This window comes from Erythrobacter sp. (genome assembly GCF_038133525.1).
Classification (GTDB): Bacteria; Pseudomonadota; Alphaproteobacteria; order Sphingomonadales; family Sphingomonadaceae; genus Qipengyuania.
In genome coordinates, this window is sequence record NZ_JAYPTL010000001.1 from 1 (window position 1) to 21,849 (window position 21,849).

At 62.2% G+C, this 21,849-nt stretch carries 23 protein-coding genes; 5 read left to right on the plus strand and 18 right to left on the minus strand.

Going from position 1 to position 21,849, the window contains the following annotated elements; translation table 11 throughout:
• On the plus strand, positions 1-2,083 hold a 2,083-nt coding region (locus AAFM29_RS00005), incomplete at its 5' end, for a phosphoenolpyruvate carboxylase (protein WP_341710763.1).
• A 53-nt stretch (positions 2,084-2,136) separates the two neighbouring features.
• On the plus strand, positions 2,137-3,474 hold the full coding sequence (locus AAFM29_RS00010; RefSeq protein WP_341710764.1) for a patatin-like phospholipase family protein: 1,338 nt from the start codon (positions 2,137-2,139) through the stop codon (positions 3,472-3,474).
• 6 nt (positions 3,475-3,480) lie between these two features.
• On the opposite strand, the gene AAFM29_RS00015 is transcribed toward AAFM29_RS00010, so the two are convergent.
• The 6 genes from AAFM29_RS00015 to AAFM29_RS00040 form a co-directional block, all read right to left on the minus strand.
• The gene (locus AAFM29_RS00015) at positions 3,481-7,500 is read right to left on the minus strand and encodes a hypothetical protein (RefSeq protein WP_341710765.1); all 4,020 of its coding nucleotides are present in this window, start codon (positions 7,498-7,500) and stop codon (positions 3,481-3,483) included.
• The gene (locus tag AAFM29_RS00020) at positions 7,497-8,426 is read right to left on the minus strand and encodes a hypothetical protein (protein ID WP_341710766.1); all 930 of its coding nucleotides are present in this window, start codon (positions 8,424-8,426) and stop codon (positions 7,497-7,499) included. The genes AAFM29_RS00015 and AAFM29_RS00020 overlap by 4 nt, the downstream gene beginning before the upstream one ends.
• Before the next feature lie 55 nt (positions 8,427-8,481).
• The gene (locus AAFM29_RS00025; RefSeq protein ID WP_341710767.1) at positions 8,482-8,994 is read right to left on the minus strand and encodes a DUF4402 domain-containing protein; all 513 of its coding nucleotides are present in this window, start codon (positions 8,992-8,994) and stop codon (positions 8,482-8,484) included.
• Between the two features lie 81 nt (positions 8,995-9,075).
• Positions 9,076-9,588: a DUF4402 domain-containing protein gene (locus AAFM29_RS00030; protein ID WP_341710768.1), complete on the minus strand. Its 513-nt coding sequence runs from the start codon at positions 9,586-9,588 to the stop codon at positions 9,076-9,078.
• Between the two features lie 136 nt (positions 9,589-9,724).
• Positions 9,725-10,252, minus strand: coding sequence for a DUF4402 domain-containing protein (locus tag AAFM29_RS00035; protein WP_341710769.1), 528 nt, complete (start codon positions 10,250-10,252; stop codon positions 9,725-9,727).
• A 31-nt stretch (positions 10,253-10,283) separates the two neighbouring features.
• Positions 10,284-10,847, minus strand: a complete 564-nt coding sequence (locus tag AAFM29_RS00040; protein ID WP_341710770.1) for a DUF4402 domain-containing protein — start codon at positions 10,845-10,847, stop codon at positions 10,284-10,286.
• Between the two features lie 562 nt (positions 10,848-11,409).
• On the opposite strand from AAFM29_RS00040, the gene AAFM29_RS00045 reads away from it, so the two are divergent.
• On the plus strand, positions 11,410-11,577 hold the full coding sequence (locus AAFM29_RS00045) for an outer membrane beta-barrel protein (RefSeq protein WP_341710771.1): 168 nt from the start codon (positions 11,410-11,412) through the stop codon (positions 11,575-11,577).
• Positions 11,578-11,669: 92 nt separating this feature from the next.
• On the plus strand, positions 11,670-11,849 hold the full coding sequence (locus AAFM29_RS00050; protein ID WP_341710772.1) for a hypothetical protein: 180 nt from the start codon (positions 11,670-11,672) through the stop codon (positions 11,847-11,849).
• 57 nt (positions 11,850-11,906) lie between these two features.
• On the opposite strand, the gene AAFM29_RS00055 is transcribed toward AAFM29_RS00050, so the two are convergent.
• From AAFM29_RS00055 to AAFM29_RS00095, 9 genes are all read right to left on the minus strand, one after another.
• A complete protein-coding gene (locus tag AAFM29_RS00055; protein WP_341710773.1) occupies positions 11,907-12,530 on the minus strand; it encodes a DJ-1/PfpI family protein in 624 nt (207 codons plus the stop codon).
• Positions 12,531-12,708: 178 nt separating this feature from the next.
• On the minus strand, positions 12,709-13,719 hold the full coding sequence (locus tag AAFM29_RS00060) for an alpha/beta fold hydrolase (protein WP_341710774.1): 1,011 nt from the start codon (positions 13,717-13,719) through the stop codon (positions 12,709-12,711).
• A 47-nt stretch (positions 13,720-13,766) separates the two neighbouring features.
• Positions 13,767-14,099, minus strand: coding sequence for a hypothetical protein (locus tag AAFM29_RS00065; RefSeq protein WP_341710775.1), 333 nt, complete (start codon positions 14,097-14,099; stop codon positions 13,767-13,769).
• 16 nt (positions 14,100-14,115) lie between these two features.
• A complete protein-coding gene (locus AAFM29_RS00070; RefSeq protein WP_341710776.1) occupies positions 14,116-14,733 on the minus strand; it encodes a glutathione binding-like protein in 618 nt (205 codons plus the stop codon).
• Complete coding sequence (locus AAFM29_RS00075) at positions 14,730-14,975, minus strand: hypothetical protein (protein WP_341710777.1); 246 nt, start codon at positions 14,973-14,975, stop codon at positions 14,730-14,732. The genes AAFM29_RS00070 and AAFM29_RS00075 overlap by 4 nt, the downstream gene beginning before the upstream one ends.
• Positions 14,976-14,996: 21 nt before the next feature.
• Entirely contained in the window at positions 14,997-15,461 is a 465-nt protein-coding gene (locus tag AAFM29_RS00080; protein WP_341710778.1) for a nuclear transport factor 2 family protein, read from the minus strand.
• A 334-nt stretch (positions 15,462-15,795) separates the two neighbouring features.
• The gene (locus AAFM29_RS00085; protein ID WP_341710779.1) at positions 15,796-17,859 is read right to left on the minus strand and encodes a pyridoxamine 5'-phosphate oxidase family protein; all 2,064 of its coding nucleotides are present in this window, start codon (positions 17,857-17,859) and stop codon (positions 15,796-15,798) included.
• A gap of 39 nt (positions 17,860-17,898) precedes the next feature.
• The gene (locus AAFM29_RS00090; protein WP_341710780.1) at positions 17,899-18,522 is read right to left on the minus strand and encodes a DJ-1/PfpI family protein; all 624 of its coding nucleotides are present in this window, start codon (positions 18,520-18,522) and stop codon (positions 17,899-17,901) included.
• A 94-nt stretch (positions 18,523-18,616) separates the two neighbouring features.
• Positions 18,617-19,237: a glutathione S-transferase gene (locus AAFM29_RS00095; RefSeq protein WP_341710781.1), complete on the minus strand. Its 621-nt coding sequence runs from the start codon at positions 19,235-19,237 to the stop codon at positions 18,617-18,619.
• Positions 19,238-19,447: 210 nt separating this feature from the next.
• Between AAFM29_RS00095 and AAFM29_RS00100 the strand changes: the two genes are divergently transcribed.
• Complete coding sequence (locus tag AAFM29_RS00100) at positions 19,448-20,326, plus strand: LysR family transcriptional regulator (RefSeq protein WP_341710905.1); 879 nt, start codon at positions 19,448-19,450, stop codon at positions 20,324-20,326.
• A gap of 15 nt (positions 20,327-20,341) precedes the next feature.
• On the opposite strand, the gene AAFM29_RS00105 is transcribed toward AAFM29_RS00100, so the two are convergent.
• The 3 genes from AAFM29_RS00105 to AAFM29_RS00115 form a co-directional block, all read right to left on the minus strand.
• Positions 20,342-20,800 carry a DoxX family protein gene (locus tag AAFM29_RS00105; protein WP_341710782.1) on the minus strand — a complete coding sequence of 153 codons (459 nt, stop codon included), beginning with the start codon at positions 20,798-20,800 and terminating at the stop codon, positions 20,342-20,344.
• Entirely contained in the window at positions 20,797-21,546 is a 750-nt protein-coding gene (locus tag AAFM29_RS00110) for a DNA-binding domain-containing protein (RefSeq protein WP_341710783.1), read from the minus strand. Before AAFM29_RS00110 ends, AAFM29_RS00105 begins: the two co-directional genes overlap by 4 nt.
• Positions 21,546-21,849: DUF692 family multinuclear iron-containing protein (locus AAFM29_RS00115; protein ID WP_341710784.1), on the minus strand; the 304-nt coding region annotated here is incomplete at its 5' end. The genes AAFM29_RS00115 and AAFM29_RS00110, both read right to left, overlap by 1 nt.

Genomic DNA, 21,849 nt, shown 5'->3' on the forward strand with positions numbered 1-21,849 from the left:
CGCTTCCCTCGAAGCAATTGATCCCGGGCATGCGCTGCTCGACAGCTTGCGGCCTGCACTCGCCTATGCCGAAGCGCGCGCCGCCGATTTCGCCGCTGACCTTTCGACCCCCGAAGCGCTTTCGTCCGCCGCCAACCGCCTGACTGAAGACGATCCGCACAAGCTGCTGAGCCTGGCTCCGCTGATCGAAGCGCTGGAAGCGGAAGCGCGCGACACCGCACCCGATCGCGCGATACAGCTGAAAACCCTTGCTGCAGCGATGCGCGCCGACGGGCTGGGCATGGGCTGGATCCATTTCCGGGTGAACGCGAAGCAGTTGCACAATGCCATCCGTCAGCGACTGGGCGATGCCGCGGGTATCGATCTGGGCAGTCGCGGTGCGGTCGCCGCGCTGCGCGAACTGCTCGCCGGGGTTGAGCCGGTCAGTGCCAATTTCGCCAGCCTCGCGGTCGAAAGCTCGACCGCGGTGCGCCAGTTCCTCGCCATGGCGCAGATCCTCAAGCACATCGATGCCGATGCACCGATCCGCATGCTGGTGGCCGAATGCGAACAGCCCGCCACCGTGCTCGCGGCGCTGTATTTCGCGCGCCAGTTCGGGATCGAGGACAAGGTCGACGTCTCGCCGCTGTTCGAGACCGAAACCGCGCTGGAGCATGGCGGCCGCTTCCTCGATGCCTTGCTCGCCGAGGAAGATTACCGCGCTTATGCCCGCCGCCGCGGGCGGGTTTCGATCCAGACCGGCTTCTCCGATGCCGGGCGCTTCGTCGGCCAGATCCCGGCGAGCCTGGCCATCGAACGCCTGCAGGGCCGCTTTGCCGAGGCCATGGCAGCCAACGGGCTGACCGATGTCGCGGCGCTGATCTTCGACACGCATGGCGAGGGCATGGGGCGTGGCGCGCACCCATCCAGCTTCGAGGACCGGCTGGAATGGCCGCTGTCACCGTGGACGCAGCGCCGGTTCGCCCGGGCGGGAATCCGGCTCGAACCCGAGGCGAGTTTCCAGGGCGGCGACGGCTATCTGTTCTTCGCCACGCCCGAGCTGGCGCTCGCCACGCTGACCAGCATCGTCGAATACAGCCCCGCGCATACCGATGCCGATGCGCCGACCGATCCCTTTTATCGGCGGACCGACCTCAGCCTCGATTTCTACCGCGCGATCAAGGAGCACCAGCAGCAGCACCTTGCCAGCCGGACCTACAGCCGGGCGATCACCGCCTTCGGCCTTGGGCTGCTCAATGAAACCGGCAGCCGCAAGTCGCGCCGCCAATCGGACCTCGCGGCCGATCGCGACATGAACCTGCGCCAGATTCGCGCGATCCCGCACAATGCCATCCTCCAGCAGCTCGGCTATCCGGTGAATATCATCGCCGGGGTCGGCAGCGCGGCCGAGAGCAATTACGAAGATATCGCCGCCCTGCTCGACGAGAGCGCGCGCGGGCGACAGATCATGCGCCTGGTGCGGGCCTCCAATGCCCTCGCCAGCATCAAGACCGTCGCCGCCTATGGCGAGCTGTTCAATTCGGCCTATTGGGCCAGCCGTCCCTACCGTGGGACGGAGAATCACCTTGCCGAAGCCAGCGAGGCACTGGCCGAGTATCTCATCACCGACGATCGCAACGGGGTATTCCGGCGGCTCGCCTCACGCCTGCGGGTCGATGCGCTCAAGCTCCACCGCTTGCTCGCCCTGGTGCCCGATGACGATCCGCATCCCGAGCGTGAGGGCGTCCGCCGCCTGATCGGCGTATTGCAGGCAGTCCGTCTCGCCCTGCTGCAGCACATCTTCCTCAAGGCAGTGTCGGTTCCGGCGTTCAGCCGTGCCAACGATATCAGCCGCACCGATGTGCTCGAAATGGTCTTCTCGCTGCGGATCGAGGATGCGCTGGCCCAGCTGCGCCGGGCCTATCCTGTGAGCTTCCCGCGCAAGGAGGACTTCACGTTGGACGAGCCGGGCGAATACCCCCGCGGGCAAGGTGAGGGCTATGCCGCGATCCGCGTACAATACATCGACCCGATCGACGATGCCTATCGCCTGTGCCTGCGCATCTCGACCGCGATCGCCAACGAGTTCGGCGCGCATGGCTGATTGAATTCCTCACAATTTCAGCGCATTGTCTGCGCTGGGTTGGGGAGGGACGCATGCTGAACTTCATTCTTGGCGCGGTGACGGCGATCGTTGCCTTGGTTTCGATCGGGTTGGTCGTGTTCAAGGTATTCCGACGCGGCGCACTGCTGTTCGAAGTCGATGGCTTTTACACCCATGTGATGGACGGCGATCCCGGGCCGATCATCCGCGATGTCCAGCGCGATGCGACTGCTCTTGAGCAGTGCCGGATGGACGATCCGCTCTCCTGCGCGATCCGCGATGCGGTGCTGTGTCACCAGCAGGAAGGTGAGCCCGAATGCAACGTGCTGCTGCTCTCTGGCGGGGGGCAATGGGGCGCTTTTGGTGCTGGTCTGTTCGATACGCTGAGCCGCCAGAGTGGGCCAGAGGAACTGGCGCTTGCCAATATCGGGGTTATTACCGGCATTTCGACCGGCTCGCTGCAGACGCTGATGCTGATGGTTGCGCTCGATCCCAAGCAGACGCCGGACATGCGCCGCTATGCGCTGGACCGTCTGGTGTGGGGCTATTCACCGGAGCGTGAGAGCGATGTCGTCAACAATACCGGACTAGTCAAAGTGCCGCTGTTCGGTTCGGCTGCCGGGACTGCGCCGCTGCGCAAGCGGGTCATCGAAGCGCTGGCGCCTGCTGGAGATTACCGGTTGGTGGAAGCTATCGGCGCATCGAGCGTCGCCGGCTATGCCGGCTTCGTCGAGGCAGAGCGGGGTATATTCCGCTACGCCGACCTGCGCGAGCTGGTGAACAAGGCCAGGAACATGGAGCACGCGACCGAGGCGCTGGCCGCCGCAACCATGGGATCTTCGGCCATGCCCGTGTTCCACCAGCAGCTGCGCGTCGCCGGGACCGACGGCAAGGCCCTGTCGCTCTACGATGGCGGGGTGCGCCGTTCGGTCTTCTTCGATCGCGCCATGGCCCTGGTTGACCGCGAAGTCCGTGCCGGCATGGCCCAAAGGGGCATCATGAAGACCGATACGGTTACCCAGGAAGCCTTCGCCGAAGAATATCGCCAGAACGCGCCCAAGGTCTATGTGGTGCGTAACGGACCCACCGTGCGCAAGCCGGACCCACGCCTGAACACCAGCTCCGGCCCGCTCAAGAATGGCCAGCGCGGCTACGATCTGCTGGTCAACGAAAGCGAGATCGGCGCGATCGCCGCGCTCAGGCTCAGCAATCCCTATGGCGAAATCCTGCTCACCACCGCGGATCAATACGATACATTCCCCAGCGATGTGGGTGAGAACTTCAAGAAGGACGAGATGTTCAAGCCGGCCTTCATGGCGCGACTGCGCGATCTGGGGCGGTACAAGGCGGAACGCGGTGGCGGACCGTGGTGGCCGCTCAGCCAGCTGTGACACGAGTTACTGACGGCGCGCGATAAGTCCCGTCGCGCAGCTGTCGATCGCAATATCGCGGTTCACGATGCTGCTTTCATAGCCGACGAACACGGCCTCCTGTTCGATCGGGCACAATTGAAGGCGCTCGACCTGTTCGGGGTCGATCCGCAGGCGGTATTGCCCCGGGGGAACCCTTTCGAAGAAGAAATAACCATCGAGTTCGGTCTTCGAATAGGCGACGATCTTGCCCTTCTCGTCGACCAGATGGAGCCGGACGCCCGAAACGCCACGGCCGGTGCTCGCATCTTCGAAGCGTGCCGTTCCTTCGACTTCGCTCAGGGCTACCACCGCAAAGTCGAGCGGTTGCAGGCGACCTGCGCGAGGAACGATTTCGAGGCCGGGTTTGGCCGGGGCGAGGTCGAGATCGGGCAGCGATGTGGGATCGAGCTGGACCGAGACCGGGCGCCCCGCACCAAGGCCATTGACCCGAGCGACACCGTCCGCACCCGACTTGGCCGTCTGATTGTAGGTTGCGAAGGTTACCCCTTCGAGCAGTTCGTCCCTGGGGCCGTAAGTACCGTCGCCGTCGCGATCGCGGAAGGCACGCAGCGTTGCGCCCCCGCTGCTGGCGACGCCCGGCCGTGCGACGAAAAGATCATGCCGCAGGGGGTCGCGGCCAAGCCCGAACCCGATCCGGAGGCCGACGAAGTAGCTGTTGTCGACAAAGTTGTAATTGCCATCGAGTGCGAGCGTGAACTTGTCGAATTCGCGCACGCCAGAAATGCCGAACACCGGTGCATGTTCGCTGAACAGATAGCCTGCCGATGCGCGTAGCGAGGTTCGGTCATCGAGCGCATGGTTGATCTCGAACGAGGCGTTGACGAGATCGGTCTGCGGCGCGAGCTGGTAGCCCAGCGAAACGCGCGCATTGGTCTTGGATCGGCCCAGTGTAGCCAAATCGAAATTGCCGAAGAGTTGGGTGTTGGCTTCGAGATCGCCGCCACTGCTGCGCGAATAGTCGAGCGTATTGGACACCAGCAGGCCGGAAAGGCGGGTCGAGGCGCGGAAGCCGGCAAGCAGGGTATTGCGACCATCGACGTCGACATAGTTGCGCAGTCGCGCCGTCAGCGGGACGACCAGGCCGGTAATGTCGTCGCCCAGCTTGAAGCTGGTGTTGAAGTCCAGCTCGGTCGCGCGGCGCAGGAAGCTGAGCCCGATCGACTTGGTTTCATCGGGAAACAGCCCACTGTATTCGGTGTGGCTGAGAGTGATCGCGGACCGGCCGAAGCGGCTGGCGATGCCGCCGCCAAAGGCATAGGCACCGCCATTCGCCACGCCGAAATCGGCCTTCACGGCAATTCCCGAAATGCTGGTGCGGACGCCGGCGGTGCCGATCCAGCGATCCTCGCCCTCGCTCTGGAACCACGAGCCGCCCAACATGGTGGTGAGACCTGAGCTGAGACCATAGGCCAGCTGGCCCGCGACCCGCCAATCGCCATAATCCCCGGGTGCCACGAAGTTGGGTGGGGTGACGCCGAGCAGGTTGAGCCCTTTCTGCGCGGCGTCGAGGCTGTAGACCAGTTGGCCTTCGCGCACGCGGCCATCGCCAACGCTGATCCGCTGGACCACTTCGCTGCGCTGACCCTGAGGTCCGAAGAACACCAACCGGAACACGTTGAGACCGAAGTCGACCGGGACCTGCAGGAATTCATACTGCCCGTTCACCGCATCGCGGGTGGAGCCGACAAGGATATCGTTGCGGTAGAGCTCGACTTCGTAGCCGTCGGGCAGGATCCCGCGCAGGTCGACCTTGTCGAACACCGAGGTTTGTTGCGACGGTGCATTGGTCAGCGTGATGCCGCGGCCCGAGATGCTGCGCAGGCCCAGCTGCATCGAAGTGGTCGATACATCGCCAAGCGCAAAGGATGTTGCCGAAAGCGGGCCGAGCAGCTCGGCGTCGGGATCCTGTCGACCCACCTGGAAGCGCGCGGCGGTCAGACCGTATTTGGTATCGGCGCTGAGATAGGCTTCGGCGCTCAGATATCCCAGGTCGCCGGTCAGCAATACGTCGCCCTCTACCCGCTCACCATTCGCCGAATCCGAGATGGCGCGCAGCTCCACGTCTGCGGTCGGGATCGAGAAAGCCTCGTAAGGCAGGTCGACCCGTTCGAAATCGTCGCGGGCCCCGCCTGTTGCACGACCGGCGAGCTTCTCCCGGCGTGCTTCGCGGGCCCGGCGTTCCTCGAAGGGAAAGGGTTCAAGCGTCTTGATGAGCACGGCCTGCGCGCGCAGATCGATCTTGACCTCGAGCGGAAACAGCGTGCTGAACTGGTCGAGCCGCAGGTACATCTCGCCATCGAAATTGCTCGCCAGCACGCGGTTGATCGGGATCGTCTTGCCGGGGATCGTGATAGTCCCGGCCTCGACATCGATCGCGACTGTCCGGTCTTCGCTAAGGATCCAGCCTTCGGCGTAGCGCCCCTCGTCGCCAACCACGATCGCGAGATCGAGGATGCGCGCAATGGTGCCGAGCGGCAGGTACAGACCCGAGCGCGTACCATAGGCGATGATGGTGTCGGTTTCCTCGAAACCGTCGACGCGGACTTCGAGGATCAGTTCATCCTGATAGGTGATCAGCGGCTCGCCGGCTGCCGGCGTGTAGGCAAGTCCGGGCGCGCCGCTAAACGCCCCGGTCGGGTTCATGGTCGCTCCGTTCGCATCGAGTACGCCGGACGGGCTGTTGCCGGGCAGGCCGAGGGTCGATTCCTTCCGCGCCGCCGGGACCAGTGCGGCGGTCGGTGTTGCACTCGCCGGGCGAATGACAGTTCCCGGGGCGAAGCTTTCCACCATCCCGTCGGTCTGGGCGACGGGCGCCAGCGGCGGAGGTGGCGAGGAAGCAGGCGCTGCGGCAGCAGGGTCCTTCGTCGCTGGCTGTCTCGGTGTATCCAGCTGGAGCGTCGAGCGACGCGTCGGTACCGGTACGAGGACGACCGGCGACGATCCGGAAGGGGCTACCCGCGCCGCTGGGGGAGGCGTGGCTGGCTGTGCGAGCGATGCGACTGGCGTTTGCTCCGCAGTGACTTGGCTCGATGGCGCGGGCGCTTGTGCTGCAGCGGCCCGTTCCGGCGCTACCTGCGGTTCTGGCGCTTGCTCCACTGCAACCCGTGCGGCGGGTGTGTCGGGCGCGGATGCCGGTTCGGGTTCTGCCGGGGCTGGCGGGATGGCGACAGGCTGTGCCGGTTCGGCGACGGGTTCAGGGTTCGGCGCCTCATCGAGCGGTGGCAGTGCCGGGGCGGGTGTGGCTACCTCAACGGGAGGCGGCGGCGGCGCGAGCGGCGCGGGTCGGGCCGCGTCGACCGTATCGGCGATCGGTGTGAAGTCATACGTCGGAGCGACGAAGGCGGTGGCGAAGCTATCCGGCTGGTCGGGTCCCTGGACTTGCGCCAATGCCGGGGCGGGTTCCGGCTCGACCGGATCGACTGATTGTCCTGGCGACGTTTCGGGTTCGACTGCGTCGGGAATGGCCAGTTCGACGGGAGCTGCCTGAATAATCGACGCAACCGAAGAGATCTGGGCAAGGGAGGCAACTGGTTCCGGCAAATCCGGAAGGGCTTCGGGTGCCGATGCATCGCTCACCGCAAGGTTCGGTGCAGCGTCGGCTTCGGTTGCGGCTGAGGCAGCAGCGACAAGCTCCGGCACGCCGGTTTCGACAGGGGGTATCGGTAGTGCGGGCAGGTCGGGCCGGGTGGCCATCGGGAGGATCCCCGCCCAGCTGGTGCTGGCAGAGCCGAGCAGTTCGGAACGCTTGGTCCTTACTGCGAAGGATGAATCGGGGATCGGTTCACCGGAAGGGCTGGTCATGCCGAAGCCCGGCGTTGGCAACGGTGTCCGCAGAAGCCGGCCGTCGCGTTTTTTCCCGCCCTCTTCAGGGCCGGGGGGTGCCTTCGTCTTGTCGTCGCTCTTGTCGGTTGCCAGGCCGAAGCCGAGAGCGGCCGTGATCAGGCAGACGGTGCCTGCACCACGGACGAAAACCCGGCTGCTCACGGCACCGTGAAGACATGCTCTGCGAGCTTGTTGCCCGGTGCGTAGTCATCATCGACGAATTCGATCGTCAATCGCGTGCCCGCGGTCAGGAAGCGCGGGTCAGTCTCCGGGAAAATCGGCACGATTACCTGGCGACTGTCGAGCTCGGGATAGATGCCCACACCCCTCGAAATCGCGATCGGGGAAGACGCACCTGCCGCCTTGACCACTATGTCGCCAAACGCCGAGCGCGAGCCTGACCGGGTGACAGTAAGGGCCACTGCCTTGCTGCCATCCCGTGCGGTCAGCACCGTCGCATTGGTGATCCCGACGTCCAGCGTGGTGGCGCCAATGCGCACGATCACCGGGATGGCGATCCCGAAGCGCGGGCGGATGGTTACGCCAATGCCGTCTGGCGTCTGCACCCCGACGGCGCTCTGGATACTGAAGCCTTCGGTTTCGGGCAGCGAGGTCACGGTGAAGTGCGAACGATATTCGCCAGCGGGGAGATTGGCGTCGGCACGGGCCAGAATGCGCACGATCTGCGATTCACTGCCGCGCAGGGTGACCCGGCGCGGGGAGTAGCGCAGCATCGAGCTGGCAACTTTCACACGCGCCTTGGTCTGTTCATCCAACCCGTTGTCGAAGGCGATGATATCGCCGTTGGGCCGCATGGCCATGTCGACGATCTTGATCTCGTAGTCGCCGGTCTCATTGGTCTTGTTGTATAGCCCGACATTGGCGATGTCCCGGGCACCATTGATGACAACGCGCTTGGGAAAAAGGTTTACGTCGCCGAAACCGCTGACCGAGCCCGATGGAGGTGGCGGAACCGCAGTGGCTGCATCTTGCGCGAGACTGCCAACCGGACCGACCGCGAGCAGGCAGGCGAGTGCACCAACCACTGCAGGCAGGTTGCGGCGAGGAAATTTCGACCCGAATGTCATGGGTGGCCCCTGATCGTTGCGATACGACCTAGGGGTTTTCACTAATATGGTTAATTTAGTTATAAAGAACCTGAACCGTGAAAGTCCCCGAGTAATTTCCAGGGGCCTGGTTCGCGCTGACGTTGAGCCGGCCTCCGACATGCAGAACGAAGTAGCCGTTTAGGTCGAGCCGATTGGGGCCTGAGCCGCCATTCTTGCGGAAATTGTCGACTACCATCGTTGCCGTTCCGTTGGAAACGGTAGCTGTGGTCGGCAGGAAGGTCACGAACTGGCGGTTCGCCGTGCCATGGACGAGGAAGCCGGATGCGCCGCGTCCTGTCGGAAATATGGCAGGGTCGAGCCCCCCGGTGGTGGTTACCGTGCTGTTCGAGGCAACCGTCACCGTTCCAGCCGTCGTGGGCTGGATGAAGGTTCCAAAACGCAGGTCATAGATCGATTGCAGCGCCAGCGGCTCGACGATCCGGGCTTCGGATGTGCCGGGTGTCGCTGCGCTGTCGCCGGGTGCGGCGATCGCTGCGGTTGGCATTGCCACCGCGAGACTGGCGAGGAGGGTGGTTGAGAGCTTCATCTGGGTTGCTCGCAAGCTTACCCTGCCCGCAAGGCGCGGCCGCGATCCTCAAGAGCGGGATCGCGGCCGATCCTCATGCGATCAGTTGTAGGCCACCGTCGCGCTGTAGCTGCCGGTGTAGGTACCGGCTGCCTGGGCAGCACCAACCGTCAGGTCGCCACCAACGGTAAAGCTGGCCGTACCGGTCCCGCTGAGCGTGCCCGAACCTGCAGTCGTGTCAAACGAGGTCGAGAAAGCCATCGTCTGGGTGCCGTTGCTGACGGTACCGCCGGTGGTCGAGATGCTGAAGCCACGGTTCGCATCGCCGGTCACGTCGAAGGCGTCAGCCTGCTGGGCCGAGGCGTCGACAACGACAGCGTTGCCAGTGGGAACCGAGCCAGCGCCGCCGGTGGTGATCGAAACGACGCTCGAACCGGCCGAATCCGGTACGATGATGCCGAAGTTCAGCGATTCACCCGATACGTGGGTGATGGCAATCGGAGCGACGATCTGCGCGGTAGCCGAACCATCGGTAGCGGTGGCAGTGTTGCCCGGCGCAGCGACGGCCGGGACTGCGAAAGTGGTGGCAGCTGCCACCAGCAAAAGCTTCTTCATTTGGTGTCCCCTGGATATACTTTTTTGCCCAGCCCTGGCCGGTGCAGTGATAGGGGATACTGCGTAGCGCTTAAGAAACCCTTACGGAGGGGAAACCGCACAGATACGGGGTTTTACGTGAGGAATTAAGAGAGGGTTAGTCATAGGTGACAACCACCTCTACATCTGCACGATAGAATCCGGCGGCACTGCCGGCCGGAACCTGCAGCGTCCCACCCAGGCGGAAACGATCTTCCCCGTTCGAGTCGAGCAGTCCGATGTTGGGGCTTCCCGGCAGGCTGTTGGCTGACACGCGTATATCGACGACGGGCAAGGCCGGCCCAATACCGTCGACTTGGCTGGCCATCGCCGAAGCGGGCGCGTCGATACGGTAGCGACGCCCCGGTTGCCCCGTGACGCCGAAGATCGCGGGGTGGGCCTGGCAACCGCCGGTTCCGCACACGCTTCTCAAGGCTCCAAGAAAGGCGACACTGCCGCTTTCCGGGTCGACCGAAATCGCACCACTGGCATCGGGCCCTATGGCCAATGTGCCGAACAGCAGATCGTCAAGCGCCCGAACCGTGATTGGTTGTACGATCGATGCTGCCGCGCTTCCGGTGGCCGTGGCGCTCGTCCCGTCGCCAGCGCAAGCCGGTGTCGCGACAGCGACGCAGGCCAGCGACACGGTGACAAATACACCGCGCCGCCAAACAGGGTTAGTTGACGGAGATGACTGTCGCATCGATCGGCACCGGGATTTCGACCAGTCCCCCGCCAAAACTGCGGTCGACGTCGAGTCGCCCGCCCAGGCTGAAGCTGCGCGAACAAACGCGGGTAGTGCAGTTCGGAATCTCGATACTGATGACCTGCCCCGCCTGAACCAGGCCGTATCCGGGCAGGTCCGTCTGGTATCGGCTCAATCGGGCCGATAGACCGCCCTGCGTAAATGCCGCCGGGCTTGAAAGAACCACTTCGATTTTCAGGTCGAGCCTCCGCTTGCTGTTGTTGCCGCGATCGTACTCGATGACGAAACGCGCCGGACCGACACCACTGTCGTCCAGCGAAACTATTCCCGAACTGGTAATCGTTCCCGAAGCCGTGACTTCGCGGAATCCCGTAGTGGGCACGGCGAAGGTCCCGAACCGCAACGCCAGCGGCGTAAGAATAGTGATCTTTTCGGGATCAGCCTGCGATGGCGTTGCCCACATTGCCCCCGCCATTGCGCAGCTGCCAACGGCCAGGAGCTTCAAGGCTTTGATATGAGGGGCGATGCGAACCATGATCTTGTGATCATACGCAATTGCCCAACATTGTTAAGCAACGGTAACCATAACGCACCGGCCGTCCCACTTCGGGGCGACTTTGCTCGCTGCCTGGTTGGAGAATGTCCGGGACTGTCTGGTGCGCGACGCAGTCCGCCGCCAACCGGTCTCTCCCTGATTTTTCTGTTAAACAGGGAATTTACAGGGAGAAGTATCTTTTTGGGCCTAATCTAACTCTACCGAGGCCTTCAAACCCGCAGAATTCTGCCCTTTCCTGAGCCATATTTCCTGCGCGCAGAACAGGGAATTTCAGCAATACGATCAGGCAACCGTCTGCGGACTAACAGCGAATTTCTGTGCCGGGAACAGCGAAGAAGGCGTCGCTCTGTGGATTGGCGGACGGCAATCGCGAACAATCCCCGGCCTGGGCATCGTCGGTGGACGGACCTGTGTCAGCGTCGTGCCTCGGATGGGCGCTGTCAGCTACAAAATTGTGATTGACCGTGCATTTTGTACGATTTATGTTCCCGTTTCGATCTTTCTATGATCGACACTCCGTGCTCGTTGAAACTGGCGCGCTTTGCGTGCATCGGAAAACCTTGACGGCTGGCAAGTCGGAGGCGGTGTTGAATATGCGGTCACTGACCACATTTCGGCGCGCGCAGAATACCGCTACAGCGACTTCGGCAACAATGGCGGTCAGTTTGATCGACACCAGACGCTCGTTGGCGTGAGTTACAACTTCTGACGCTCGGCAAAGCGGCCTCCCAACCACAACCCCGATCCGCAATGACATCTGGCTTGCCTGGACATCATTGCGGATCGGGTGGGGGAATATACATGTCCAAAATCATCCCGACGATCCGCCATGTTCCGCAGTCGGAACTAATGTTCCGCTGGCAGATGGCCTTCAACGCTGCCTTTGCCGGTGGGTCGCTGAGCGCAGTATTGATCAGTTTGAGCGCTTTGATCGCTTCGTCGGTCGCAGGACCGCAATGTCGCACTCCCGCGATTGACTGACCTGCAAAGCATAGCCACCGAAACCGGTTTGGCAGAAGCTACGCGGCCGCTCCCAACTTAAACCTGTGCTGCTTGATACCAAGCCAGGCTAGGGGTTGGCACGCGCATGCGTTCACGGATTTCCTTAGCGAATTGCGGCGTCGATAACACCTCCAGCAATTTAAGGGCGATTTCGACGGCCGTGCCCGGACCGGTCGAAGTCATCAGGTTTCCGTCGATGACCAGCGGTTCGTCAACGAAGATTGCCCCGTAGCCTTCCAGTTCGGCTTTCCGTTTTCCACCGACCTGATGATAGACCGTTGCTCGTCGACCTTCCAAGATCCCGGCAGCGCCAAGAGATAGCGCACTTACACAGACCGCTGCGATTGGGGCCCGCCGGCTGTGAAAGCTCCGAATGACAGTCAGGAACGGCTCGGACAAGGCTTCTTCATAAAAGCCTGCATCGCCGAAACCACCCGGAATGACGAGCGCGTCGAAGTCATCCGGATTAATCTCGTCGAGTAGCGCTTCAGGGAGAACATCGAAGCCGAACGTGGTCTTTACCGGGCTACGCAGGCCAACGGAGAGCTGCTCGAATTGTGTGTCGCCATAGATAGATGCCCAACCAAGCATCTCGCTAAAGCAGCCTGCCTCCATGACTTCAAAGCCATTTGACAGGAGAACCAGCACACGTTTGCCCATGAGCTCACCCCCGGCGGAACGGGCCAGTACGTTTTGACACCCGCTGCAGTGAACTTATCGCAAGTTGCTCGCGATGGCACACCTTTGTTCCCGCAAACTTCTGTCCCGCAATTGCATGAATTACGGGACATCGGCCCTGCCGAAATGCAGGATCATGCCACTGGGCAGTTCGCTTTCCTTACCGGCGCCTTTCTTCTATCCAGTCTTTGATCGTGTCTGCCACCGCGGGGTCGCTTTCACTTTCGAGGCCCATTACCTGCATCGGCGACATCCCTTCGGACCCGACCTTGTAGAAGTGAGTCAGGTTCGGGAACTTTGCCACTGCAGTCGGCATGCGGCCACGCGCTTCCCTGAGCATTTCGACTTGCTGATGCGGAACGGATTCATCGCGCTCTCCTTGAATAAGGAGCATCCTTTGCGGCACATGTGAGATCGCGGCAGTTGGGTCAATTCGATCGATGCTGCGCAAGTAGGCCAAGCCCTGTTCCGGCATCGAGGCCAACATCATAGTCTGTGGATTCGATCTGGCCTCGGCCGGCAACTCTTCGCCATTGCGGATAGCAGCTACTGTCCGATCGAAAACCGACATGTCGGGCACGGTTCCGGGCGGCGCCATGCTGGCTACTTGGCCGCGAAGTATCGAGAGCAACGGCAGCGCTGGACCTGAAAGGCTTATTACACCATCGATGAGAGTGCCAGCAGGGCTCCCGGCAAGCAAAGAGGCAACGACTGCCCCTTCACTGTGCCCGGCAACAAACACAGACTTGCCCGGGACAGTACTGAGAAGCAATTTCAGCCCTGCTTCCGCTACCGAAACCCGAGTGCGGAAATCGGTATGCTGTTTTGCGGCCTCAGCATCTAGGGTGCGTGACCCTGTCCCGGGTCCGATCTTCGCCATCCTAAGGACAGTGAAGCCGCGATCGCTGAGTTGCCGTGCAAGATCAGCATAGGCGTGCGGACGCATGTTCATGGAAGGATAGTTGCCATCAACGTCGCTGTAGAGGGAACCTGGAAGCAAGAGCACGAGGCCGCGGACTTGTCCGCTCGCTTGCGAAATGCGACAGGGCACCTCGACCCCAGCAAATATCACTGTTGCGTCTTGTTCGATCGGCATGGCGGACGCGGACTTGCTTGCAATCATTAGGCTGCCTCCAACGGAGAGAGTATAGAGAAAGGTGCGGCGGTTCATTAATCGCTCCAAAATGACCTGCGCTTGGGCAGGCATTACCTTCTTGTTCAGTGCTCTGTGGCCGCCATCGACTTGGTTATCGAAACCGCTGCGATCAGCTCGAGCTGGTCCATAGAGAGGCCAACCCCCAGCGCTTTGACCGACGCTGCGAAGATCCGCGTCTGGTCATGAGACGCCATTGCACAGGCAAAATCGATCGCGGCGGCCGTGTGAACATCGAAGCCGCGTCGAGCCCTCGCGGCGTCAACTTCCGCCCGGGTCAGCCCCAGCCGGTCCGCGCGCTTCTCCTGGCTGGATAAGGTTCGACTACAGTCGCAATCTTGGTCAAGCGCGACTTCAATCTGCAGTAGCAGACGATCGCTCAGTTGCTTTTGAGGCATAGGTGGTCGCTGATTCCTAAGAGCTTAAGCGCGCTAGTGCGCGATGAACGGCCGAACGTTCTGCTATGCGGGCAACCCAGAGACTGGTCGCCGGATAGTCGCTCAGGTTCAGGCCTGCATACCCTGCGATCCGAACCCAACCAAAGTGCGCGATGTCGGCGATCGAATAGCTCTGTCCATTTAGCCACTCGAACTGCGAAAGGCGCTGCTCAAGCAACTCCAGGTGACGCTTTGCCTCGCCGCCGAACCGCTCGATCGCGGTGCGGTTTGAGGGATCGTTGCGCAGGAAGTAACCAGCGTTCCCAAAATTCGGTCCAAGTCCCGCGACTTGCAGGAACAGCCAGCTGAGCGTAGCGGCGCGCGCCTCGCGTGAGTCGGGCAACAGACCGGACTTCAGCTGCGCAAGGTGAAGCAGGATCGCACCGGATTCGAAAACCGGTACTGCCTGTCCAGCTTCCGTGCGGTCGATGATCGCCGGGATTCTGGCATTGGGATTGATCGCTACGAGTTCGGGCACGGCAGCGCCGCCGCGGCTCAGATCGACCCGGTGGATTGTATAAGGCATGCCGAGTTCCTCGAGGGCGATCGGAACCTTGATGCCGTTGGGTGTGGGACTGGTAAAAACCTCGATCATGATCCGGGCTTCCGGCGCCGGTGTCCATGGCGATCACAATCAGACTGGAAGGCCGCGCAGACCGGCCAAAGTATCACCGAGAAGACCGCAGCGAAGAACAAGCCCTGCGCGGCAAAGGCCAGAGCGCCGGTTTCGCCGAGCGCGAAGGCCACGCAGCCGTAAAAAACGAGCGCGATCCAGGCGAAGAAGTAGCGGCGTTGCCACGCCAGATCTTCATTCAGACATTCAAAGTTGGCACGCATGGCTCTTCTCCATCCTCGCGATCAAAGGCCAAGTTCGCTCAGACCAGGATGGTCGTCCGGACGCCGGCCCAGTGGCCAGCGGAACTTGCGTTCGGCTTCGGTGATTGGGTGCTCGTTGATGCTGGCGATACGGCGGCGCATCAGCCCGTCGGCATCGAATTCCCAGTTCTCATTGCCATAGGCCCGGAACCAGTTACCGCTGTCATCGTGGTATTCGTAGGCGAACCGGACGGCGATGCGGTTGCCATCATGTGCCCACAGCTCCTTGACCAGGCGATAGTCGAGCTCACGGGCCCACTTGCGCGTCAGCAAGGCTTCGATCTCCGCGCGCCCGGCGACGAACTCGGCGCGGTTTCGCCACTGGCAGGTGGGTGTGTAGGCAAGCGCGACGCGGGCGGGATCGCGGCTGTTCCAGCCGTCCTCGGCCAGGCGGATTTTCTCGGCAGCAGTTTCTGCAGTGAATGGTGGCAGCGGGGGACGGGACATGGGGCAGGCTCCGATCTGGAAAAGGGGGCGGACGACACAGGGGGGGGCGTGCGCGTCGTCCGCCGCTCAGGCGTGGCGGGGCGAGACCCTCGGCGGAGAGATAAGTCGGTCTGGGGCGGCAGGGCCCGGGGGTTCGAGACCGCGGCCGGGTCGGTTCAATCCAGGTCGGCGATGAGCCAAAGGTAGTCGAAGTCGGTCAGCAGGAAATACATGGCGGATTCCTTTGAGGGTTCGGATCATTTCCGATGACCACTTTTGCGCCATCTGCCGGATTGAAAGAACAGCGAAAAAAATGAACTCACTCTTGCGATGAACGTAATAATGGATATTTGGCCTAGAGGTCGAGGATCAGCCGATCCGGCTGGCGCCCTTCGGGCGCAGCAGGGACAGCGCAGCAGATCAACGCCTCATCTTCTGCCGTCTCGAAAACAGGCTGGGTTGGATATGTCACGGCTCCGGCAGCGATCTTCGTCTTGCAGGTGCCGCAGCTTCCGCCGCGACAACTGAATTCCGGTGACAGGCCGCGCGCTTCGGCCAGCTCGAGCAACGTTCCCGCCTCAGGCGTCCAACGCGCTTCCTTGCCCGAGGCGGCGAAGGCAACCGGGACTGGCCCGGTTGCAGCCGCAGGCAGCTTCACGCCGGTCCCTTCGTCAATCTTACGCTTCAGCGATGCCGGGCCAAAGGCTTCAGCATGGATGCGGCTATCGGCTACGTTTAGCCCGCGTAGGCCATCGTAGATCGCCTGCATGAACGGCGGCGGGCCGCACATCAGGAAGTCGTAGTCGTCAAACCCAAGGGTTCCGCGCAGTAAATCCATGTCGATCCGGCCGCTCACTTCATAGTCGGAGCCGCGCTCAGCGTCGGCAGTGTCTTCGAGCAGACGGAATATCCGCACCGCGCCGCCTGCCAGTTCAGCAAGGTTGCGCAGCTCGGAATCGAATGCCCGCTCGGCCTTGCTACGCGCGGCGTAGAACACGGTTGTTGGACGGACCCGGCGGGTTCTGAGCCCTTCGTAGACTACATGGCGCAGCATCGACAGGATCGGCGTGATCCCGACGCCAGCGGCCATCAGCACGGCGGGCCTGCGTTCGACGGCGTCGATCGTGAAGCTGCCGGCAGGAGGCCGGGCCTCGATCAAACTACCCACCGAAATCGTGTCGTGAAGGTGCTTTGAAACCAAACCCTCGCGCTTAACGCTGATCCGATAGGTTCCGTCCGAAGGGGCAGACGACAAGGTGTAGGTGCGGAGCAGCTCTCCCGCTTCCGGGTTCGGCTTTACCCGGATCGGCAGGTGCTGGCCGGCCAGGTTGGCGATCAGCCCGGCATCATCTGTGGGCTCGAGATGGAACGAGCGGATCACGCTGCTCTCATCGACGATCTTGGCCACGCGCAGTGGCCGCCAGGTGGAACCGCGCTCCGCCGCCTTGCGGCGTTGCTCGGCCTGCTCCCAGTCACCGGTCATGAGCGAATTTGGCGACCAATCGAGGAAGTCGAACCGCAGCGGAAACACGGCTTTGCGACGCACGAGTTTGCGCGGAACAAAAGTCCACAGCCGCTCTGCGCCCTGGAAGGCCGCGATATCAGGTGAATCGAGGATCACCTCGGCATCGCCTGTCAATTGCAGCATGTCGCCGTTATCGAAATCGACGAAAACCAGCCCAGCACGCGGGTTGCGCAGGAAATTGCCGAGCGTGTTGAAGTGCAGGTTCCCGGCAAAGTCGGGAATGGTCAACTTGCCCTGGGCATCGATCCTAACAAAGCCCGGCTTGCCGCCGCGGTGCGAAGCATCGACTTGGCGTCGGCCATCCGGCAGATCGATGTAAGATGCCACGAAGAAGGTGTCAGCGCCGGTGATCATGACCCGCGCGGCATCATCGAGCGCGGTCAGCTGTTCCGCCGGCACAACTCGATCGCTTCGCCTGACCATATGCCAATTGCGGGTCTGAATATACTGTGGGCAATTGCCGAAGCTGTGCTCCACCGCGATAGAAAAGCCGCCTTCTCCAATCGACGCAATCGCCCCGTTCATTCGGTTACGGCGGCGGGTATTCAATTCGATGCCGAGAATGCCAATGGCCCCGCCCGCCTCCTCTCCGCTTATCGCCGGATCGTTGGTGTCGATCGGCAATGTGATAGTCAGTTGGCGGGGATCCGGCGAGTGGGCAAATCCTGGCTCTCCGGCCAGCAGCGTTGCCCAGACATCGCCCGTTGCGTCGACCGTGCCGGCGACCAGAAAAGGCAGCTGTTCAAAAAAGTCGCGATGTTGCTCCGGCATATGATCGCGGATCACGCGCCGCCCGAACTGGTCCATGCGTTCGGCAACCCCCAGTTTGCGCTGAAGCTCGATCTCACCGCTATGAAAGGGCGAACCCGCCGGGATTTCGTCGTTCGAATGCATGGCAGACCTTGCGAGCTAAAGGAAAATGGAGGCCGCAGGTCAGACCTGCGGCCGGTTTAACCAGGAATGGTCCAGATCAGGCACGCGCATCTTGGCGCGGATGTGGGCGGCGTTTTCTGGCGAAGTCATGTTGGCCAGCAGCCGTAGGGCCACCTCGATCGCGGTACCGGGACCGGTTGAGCTGATCACGCGGCCATCCTCGACCACGGCCTGGTCGACAAACCGCGCGCCGTAGTCTTCCAGTTCGCCCTTCCGCTTGCCGCCGACCTGATGGTAAATGGTGGCGCGGCGGCCCTTCACTACGCCGGCAGCACCCAGCGCGAGCGAAGCGACACAGACGGACGCAACATCGCAGTCTCGGGCATCGAAATGGCGAATGACGTCGAGAAACGCTTCAGACAGGGCATCGTCGTAAAAGCCGGCGCGCGCAAAGCCACCGGGGATTGCCAGGGCATCGAAGTCATCTAGATCGATCTCCGAGACTAGTTTTTCCGGTATGACCGAGAAGCCGAAGGTCGCGCGCAGCGGGGATTTGAAACCGGCTGACACCAGTTCGACCTTTTCAAGACCGTCGATCGCGGCCCACCCGAATACGTCGGTAAATCCGGCTGCTTCGAGGGGCTCGAAACCATCCGCCAGCAAAAGCAGTACTTTCTTGGTCATTGTGGACCTTTCTTGAAGCACGGTCGGTACCGTTACTTGTCCATTCAAATGGGGGCACCCGACCGCCCCTCTCGGAGCAGCCGGGTGTGCAGGGTCAAGCCGCGGCGGCCAGACCCACGGGGGTCTTCACGAACGGCACGAAGCCAGGCAGATCTTCGACGCGGCTCAGCCAGGCGGCGACATTTGCATAGGCGGCCAGGTCGACATTGCCTTCCGGCGCGCGGGCGATGTAGCTGTAGAGCGCGACATCGGCGATGGTCGGCTTGTTGCCGCCGATGATCCATTGCCTTCCAGCCAGCTCCTCGTCGATAGTCTTGAGGACGGCGTGGGCCCGGCCGATGACTTCGTCGGCGTTGAAGCCCGCACCGAACACCGTGATCAGGCGGGCAGCGGCTGGACCAAAAGCGATCTGACCGGCAGCCACCGAAAGCCAGCGCTGCACAGCGGCCGCTTCGACCGGATCATTGGGTAGCCAGTCGGTCAGGCCATGCTTCTTCGCGATGTAGATCAGGATCCCGGCGGAATCGGCAATCACGGTGCCTTCGTCATCGAGCACGGGAACCTGGCCGAACCGGTTCAAAGTCAGGAATTCAGGCGCTTTGTGCGCGCCCTTGGCGAGGTCGACTTCGATCAGCTCGAACGGGGTCTGGGTGAGCGACAGGAACAGGTGGGCGCGGTGCGCATGGCCGGACAGTGGGTGGTAGTACAGCTTCATCAGGGTATCTCCAGGGTGCACTTGCCGCAGCGGGGGGGTCGGTACTGGGCCTCTTGCACCCCCCTTCTGGATCTAGCGACGGCCGAACTGAACGCGGATAAAAGTCAAAGCACTGTTCCGATTTTCGGAATAGTCTTGCAGCACGATGCGAGACCGGGCAACATTGCTCGGATCGGGAAGTCGGAGCGCAGCGTGGCAAAACTTGAGGCAATGCAGACCTTTGTCAAAGTTGCGGAAACCAGCAGTTTCGCTGAGGCCGCCAGGCAACTACACATGAGCCCGCCCGCCGTAACCCGCGCCGTCTCGTCGCTGGAAGACCACATCGGGACGCGGCTGTTTACCCGTACGACGCGGGTGGTTCGGCTGACCGAAGCAGGAAGCCGCTACTTCGAGGATTGCCGCAAAATCTTGGCCGAAGTCGAAGAAGCGGAAGCTGCCGCTTCAGGTTCTTACGTACGGCCGACAGGGGTGCTCAATGTCACGGCATCGGTTCTGTTCGGTCAGCAGTTTATGGTCCCGATCCTGACCGAGTTCCTGCGCGGGAATCCCGAGGTGACGATCAGGGGGCTGTTCGTCGACCGCGTCGTCAATCTGGTCGACGAGGGTATCGATGTCGCGATCCGCATCGGCCATCTGCCGGATTCCAGCCAGAGCGCGGTCAAGGTCGGCAAAGTCCGACAAGTGATCTGCGGTGCCCCGTCTTACTTTGCCGCGCACGGCGTTCCGCGAACGCCGACCGATCTGGCGCTCCACAGCATTACCACGGCTACTGGGTCATTCGCGGCGCTCGATTGGCAGTTCGGTCAGGATCAGAAGCAGCGCGTCCACGTCAAGCCGCGCCTGTTCTGCAGCACCTATGATGCAGTCATTCGCGCAACCCTGGACGGATGGGGATTGGCCCGCGTGCTCTCCTACCAGATCGGCGAACACCTTGTTGCGGGGCGCCTACAGACTGTCTTGGCGGAATTCGAGCAGGAGCCCCTGCCCATCCACATCGTCCACCCCGAAGGTCGGCGCGCCTCCGCCAAGGTGCGCGCCTTTGTTGACCTTGCGGCAGAGCGGCTGCGGGCGAACCGGTTGATCAACTAGGCGCGCCTGCAGGCCTCAGTGGCCCAGCTTTCCCCTGATCAGGTGATCGATCGAGATCCGCCCTGGACCGCGGCCCATGATCGCGAGAGCGAGCGCGAACCAGCCGAAATGAGTGGAGAGGAATGCGTCGGGATAGACAAACAACTGGATCGTTAGCGTCATGATGAACAGTCCGAGTGTGGCCAATCGCGAGCCGAGCCCCAGTACCAGCAATACCGGCAGCAGGTGCTCGGTGTAGGTCGCAAGATGGGCAGCAATGTCCGGAGCGATGAACGGCAGGCGGTATTCTTCCTCGAAGAGGTAGTAGGTGTTGTCGGAAATCGTCAGCAGTCCATCGACCTTGGTTCGGGCCGAGCTCCAGAAGATTCCGGCAAGTCCGCCGCGCAGGGCCAGTTGCACCAGGTCGGACGGAATCCTGTCGAGAAGCGCGATCGGGCCTGCGAAGGCTTTGGTGGTGCTGGATTGTTCGCTCATGGATTTTCTCCGTGGTCAGTAGGTTGGGTGGGCACGAGAACGCCAGCAGAAGCCAGTTCGAGGAAGCGGGTAATGAGAAGCGTTGCAGCGCTTTGATCGGCGCAATCGCCAAGCAGTGCTGCGAGGTTTCGGCCGGTTGCAATGTGTCCGAGAAGCTCCAGGGTCAGCGCATCAACCGGCGTCGCCTCAACTAGGTCGAATGAGCCATGCCGCCAGACCAGAACGGTCTCCGAATGCCAGTCAGGTTGGACTGGGTCGCCTTCCTTCACCTGAGCCTGCCAGATCGAATGCGTCGGATAGGCCGACGCGATGATGCGGACAGATGGATGCAACATTGCCGGATGATCCAGCGCCGCAGTTGCCGCAGCCTCGCTATCGATGCCAAAGCTTTTGGCGTCAGCGGCATGGTAGGCTTGCACCCGCGCATATTCGAGGTGTGCCACATCGGCCAGGTAAGGGAATTCCGTCAGGGTCGGCAATGTCTCGATGAACCCAGGGAAGGCATCACCGTAACGCGCCATGATCGGGGATTGGGGTGGGTGGCGCTCTGCAAAGGCGCAGGCAAGAGCCGCAAAGAACTCCTCGCCGACAAGGCGCTCCACAGCCGGGAAGGTCGACCGTAGCGCGTTGCGCAGCGTAATCAGATAGTTGTTTCGGTAGACGTTGAAGCGCCCGCTTGCAGCATTCACGAACACTGGAACGCTAACTCCAGGATCCAGCAGTGCTTGGGCGAAGAGCGCCTGCATCACGCTACCTCGAAGCTCGTCGGCGCGGCCAGGCGGCTCCGGACGGAGCCCACCTCCTGCAGCAGGTCGGCAAGTTGCGGCACATTGTTGTCGCGCTCGATCAGCACCGGTCGGGTGCCGGCAAGCGCAGTGACCTGGACAAGAAGGTCAAGGACAGCTTCTGAAACGGGACCGCCGTGGCTGTCGATCAGCAACGCATCGCCTGCGTCATCCTCGGCACGCTCGTGACCGGCGAGATGAATCTCGCCAACGCGATCAAGCGGAAGACGATTCAGCCAGTCGTCGATCGGCCAGCCGTGGTTC

Excerpts from the sequence above, each read along its gene's own strand:
- AAFM29_RS00010 (WP_341710764.1), top strand. The coding sequence starts at position 2,137 with ATGCTGAACTTCATTCTTGGCGCGGTGACGGCGATCGTTGCCTTGGTT.
- AAFM29_RS00020 (WP_341710766.1), bottom strand. The coding sequence starts at position 8,426 with ATGACATTCGGGTCGAAATTTCCTCGCCGCAACCTGCCTGCAGTGGTT.
- AAFM29_RS00025 (WP_341710767.1), bottom strand. The coding sequence starts at position 8,994 with ATGAAGCTCTCAACCACCCTCCTCGCCAGTCTCGCGGTGGCAATGCCA.
- AAFM29_RS00030 (WP_341710768.1), bottom strand. The coding sequence starts at position 9,588 with ATGAAGAAGCTTTTGCTGGTGGCAGCTGCCACCACTTTCGCAGTCCCG.
- AAFM29_RS00040 (WP_341710770.1), bottom strand. The coding sequence starts at position 10,847 with ATGGTTCGCATCGCCCCTCATATCAAAGCCTTGAAGCTCCTGGCCGTT.
- AAFM29_RS00050 (WP_341710772.1), top strand. The coding sequence starts at position 11,670 with ATGTCCAAAATCATCCCGACGATCCGCCATGTTCCGCAGTCGGAACTA.
- AAFM29_RS00055 (WP_341710773.1), bottom strand. The coding sequence starts at position 12,530 with ATGGGCAAACGTGTGCTGGTTCTCCTGTCAAATGGCTTTGAAGTCATG.
- AAFM29_RS00060 (WP_341710774.1), bottom strand. The coding sequence starts at position 13,719 with ATGAACCGCCGCACCTTTCTCTATACTCTCTCCGTTGGAGGCAGCCTA.
- AAFM29_RS00065 (WP_341710775.1), bottom strand. The coding sequence starts at position 14,099 with ATGCCTCAAAAGCAACTGAGCGATCGTCTGCTACTGCAGATTGAAGTC.
- AAFM29_RS00070 (WP_341710776.1), bottom strand. The coding sequence starts at position 14,733 with ATGATCGAGGTTTTTACCAGTCCCACACCCAACGGCATCAAGGTTCCG.
- AAFM29_RS00075 (WP_341710777.1), bottom strand. The coding sequence starts at position 14,975 with ATGCGTGCCAACTTTGAATGTCTGAATGAAGATCTGGCGTGGCAACGC.
- AAFM29_RS00080 (WP_341710778.1), bottom strand. The coding sequence starts at position 15,461 with ATGTCCCGTCCCCCGCTGCCACCATTCACTGCAGAAACTGCTGCCGAG.
- AAFM29_RS00085 (WP_341710779.1), bottom strand. The coding sequence starts at position 17,859 with ATGCATTCGAACGACGAAATCCCGGCGGGTTCGCCCTTTCATAGCGGT.
- AAFM29_RS00090 (WP_341710780.1), bottom strand. The coding sequence starts at position 18,522 with ATGACCAAGAAAGTACTGCTTTTGCTGGCGGATGGTTTCGAGCCCCTC.
- AAFM29_RS00095 (WP_341710781.1), bottom strand. The coding sequence starts at position 19,237 with ATGAAGCTGTACTACCACCCACTGTCCGGCCATGCGCACCGCGCCCAC.
- AAFM29_RS00100 (WP_341710905.1), top strand. The coding sequence starts at position 19,448 with ATGCAGACCTTTGTCAAAGTTGCGGAAACCAGCAGTTTCGCTGAGGCC.
- AAFM29_RS00105 (WP_341710782.1), bottom strand. The coding sequence starts at position 20,800 with ATGAGCGAACAATCCAGCACCACCAAAGCCTTCGCAGGCCCGATCGCG.
- AAFM29_RS00110 (WP_341710783.1), bottom strand. The coding sequence starts at position 21,546 with ATGCAGGCGCTCTTCGCCCAAGCACTGCTGGATCCTGGAGTTAGCGTT.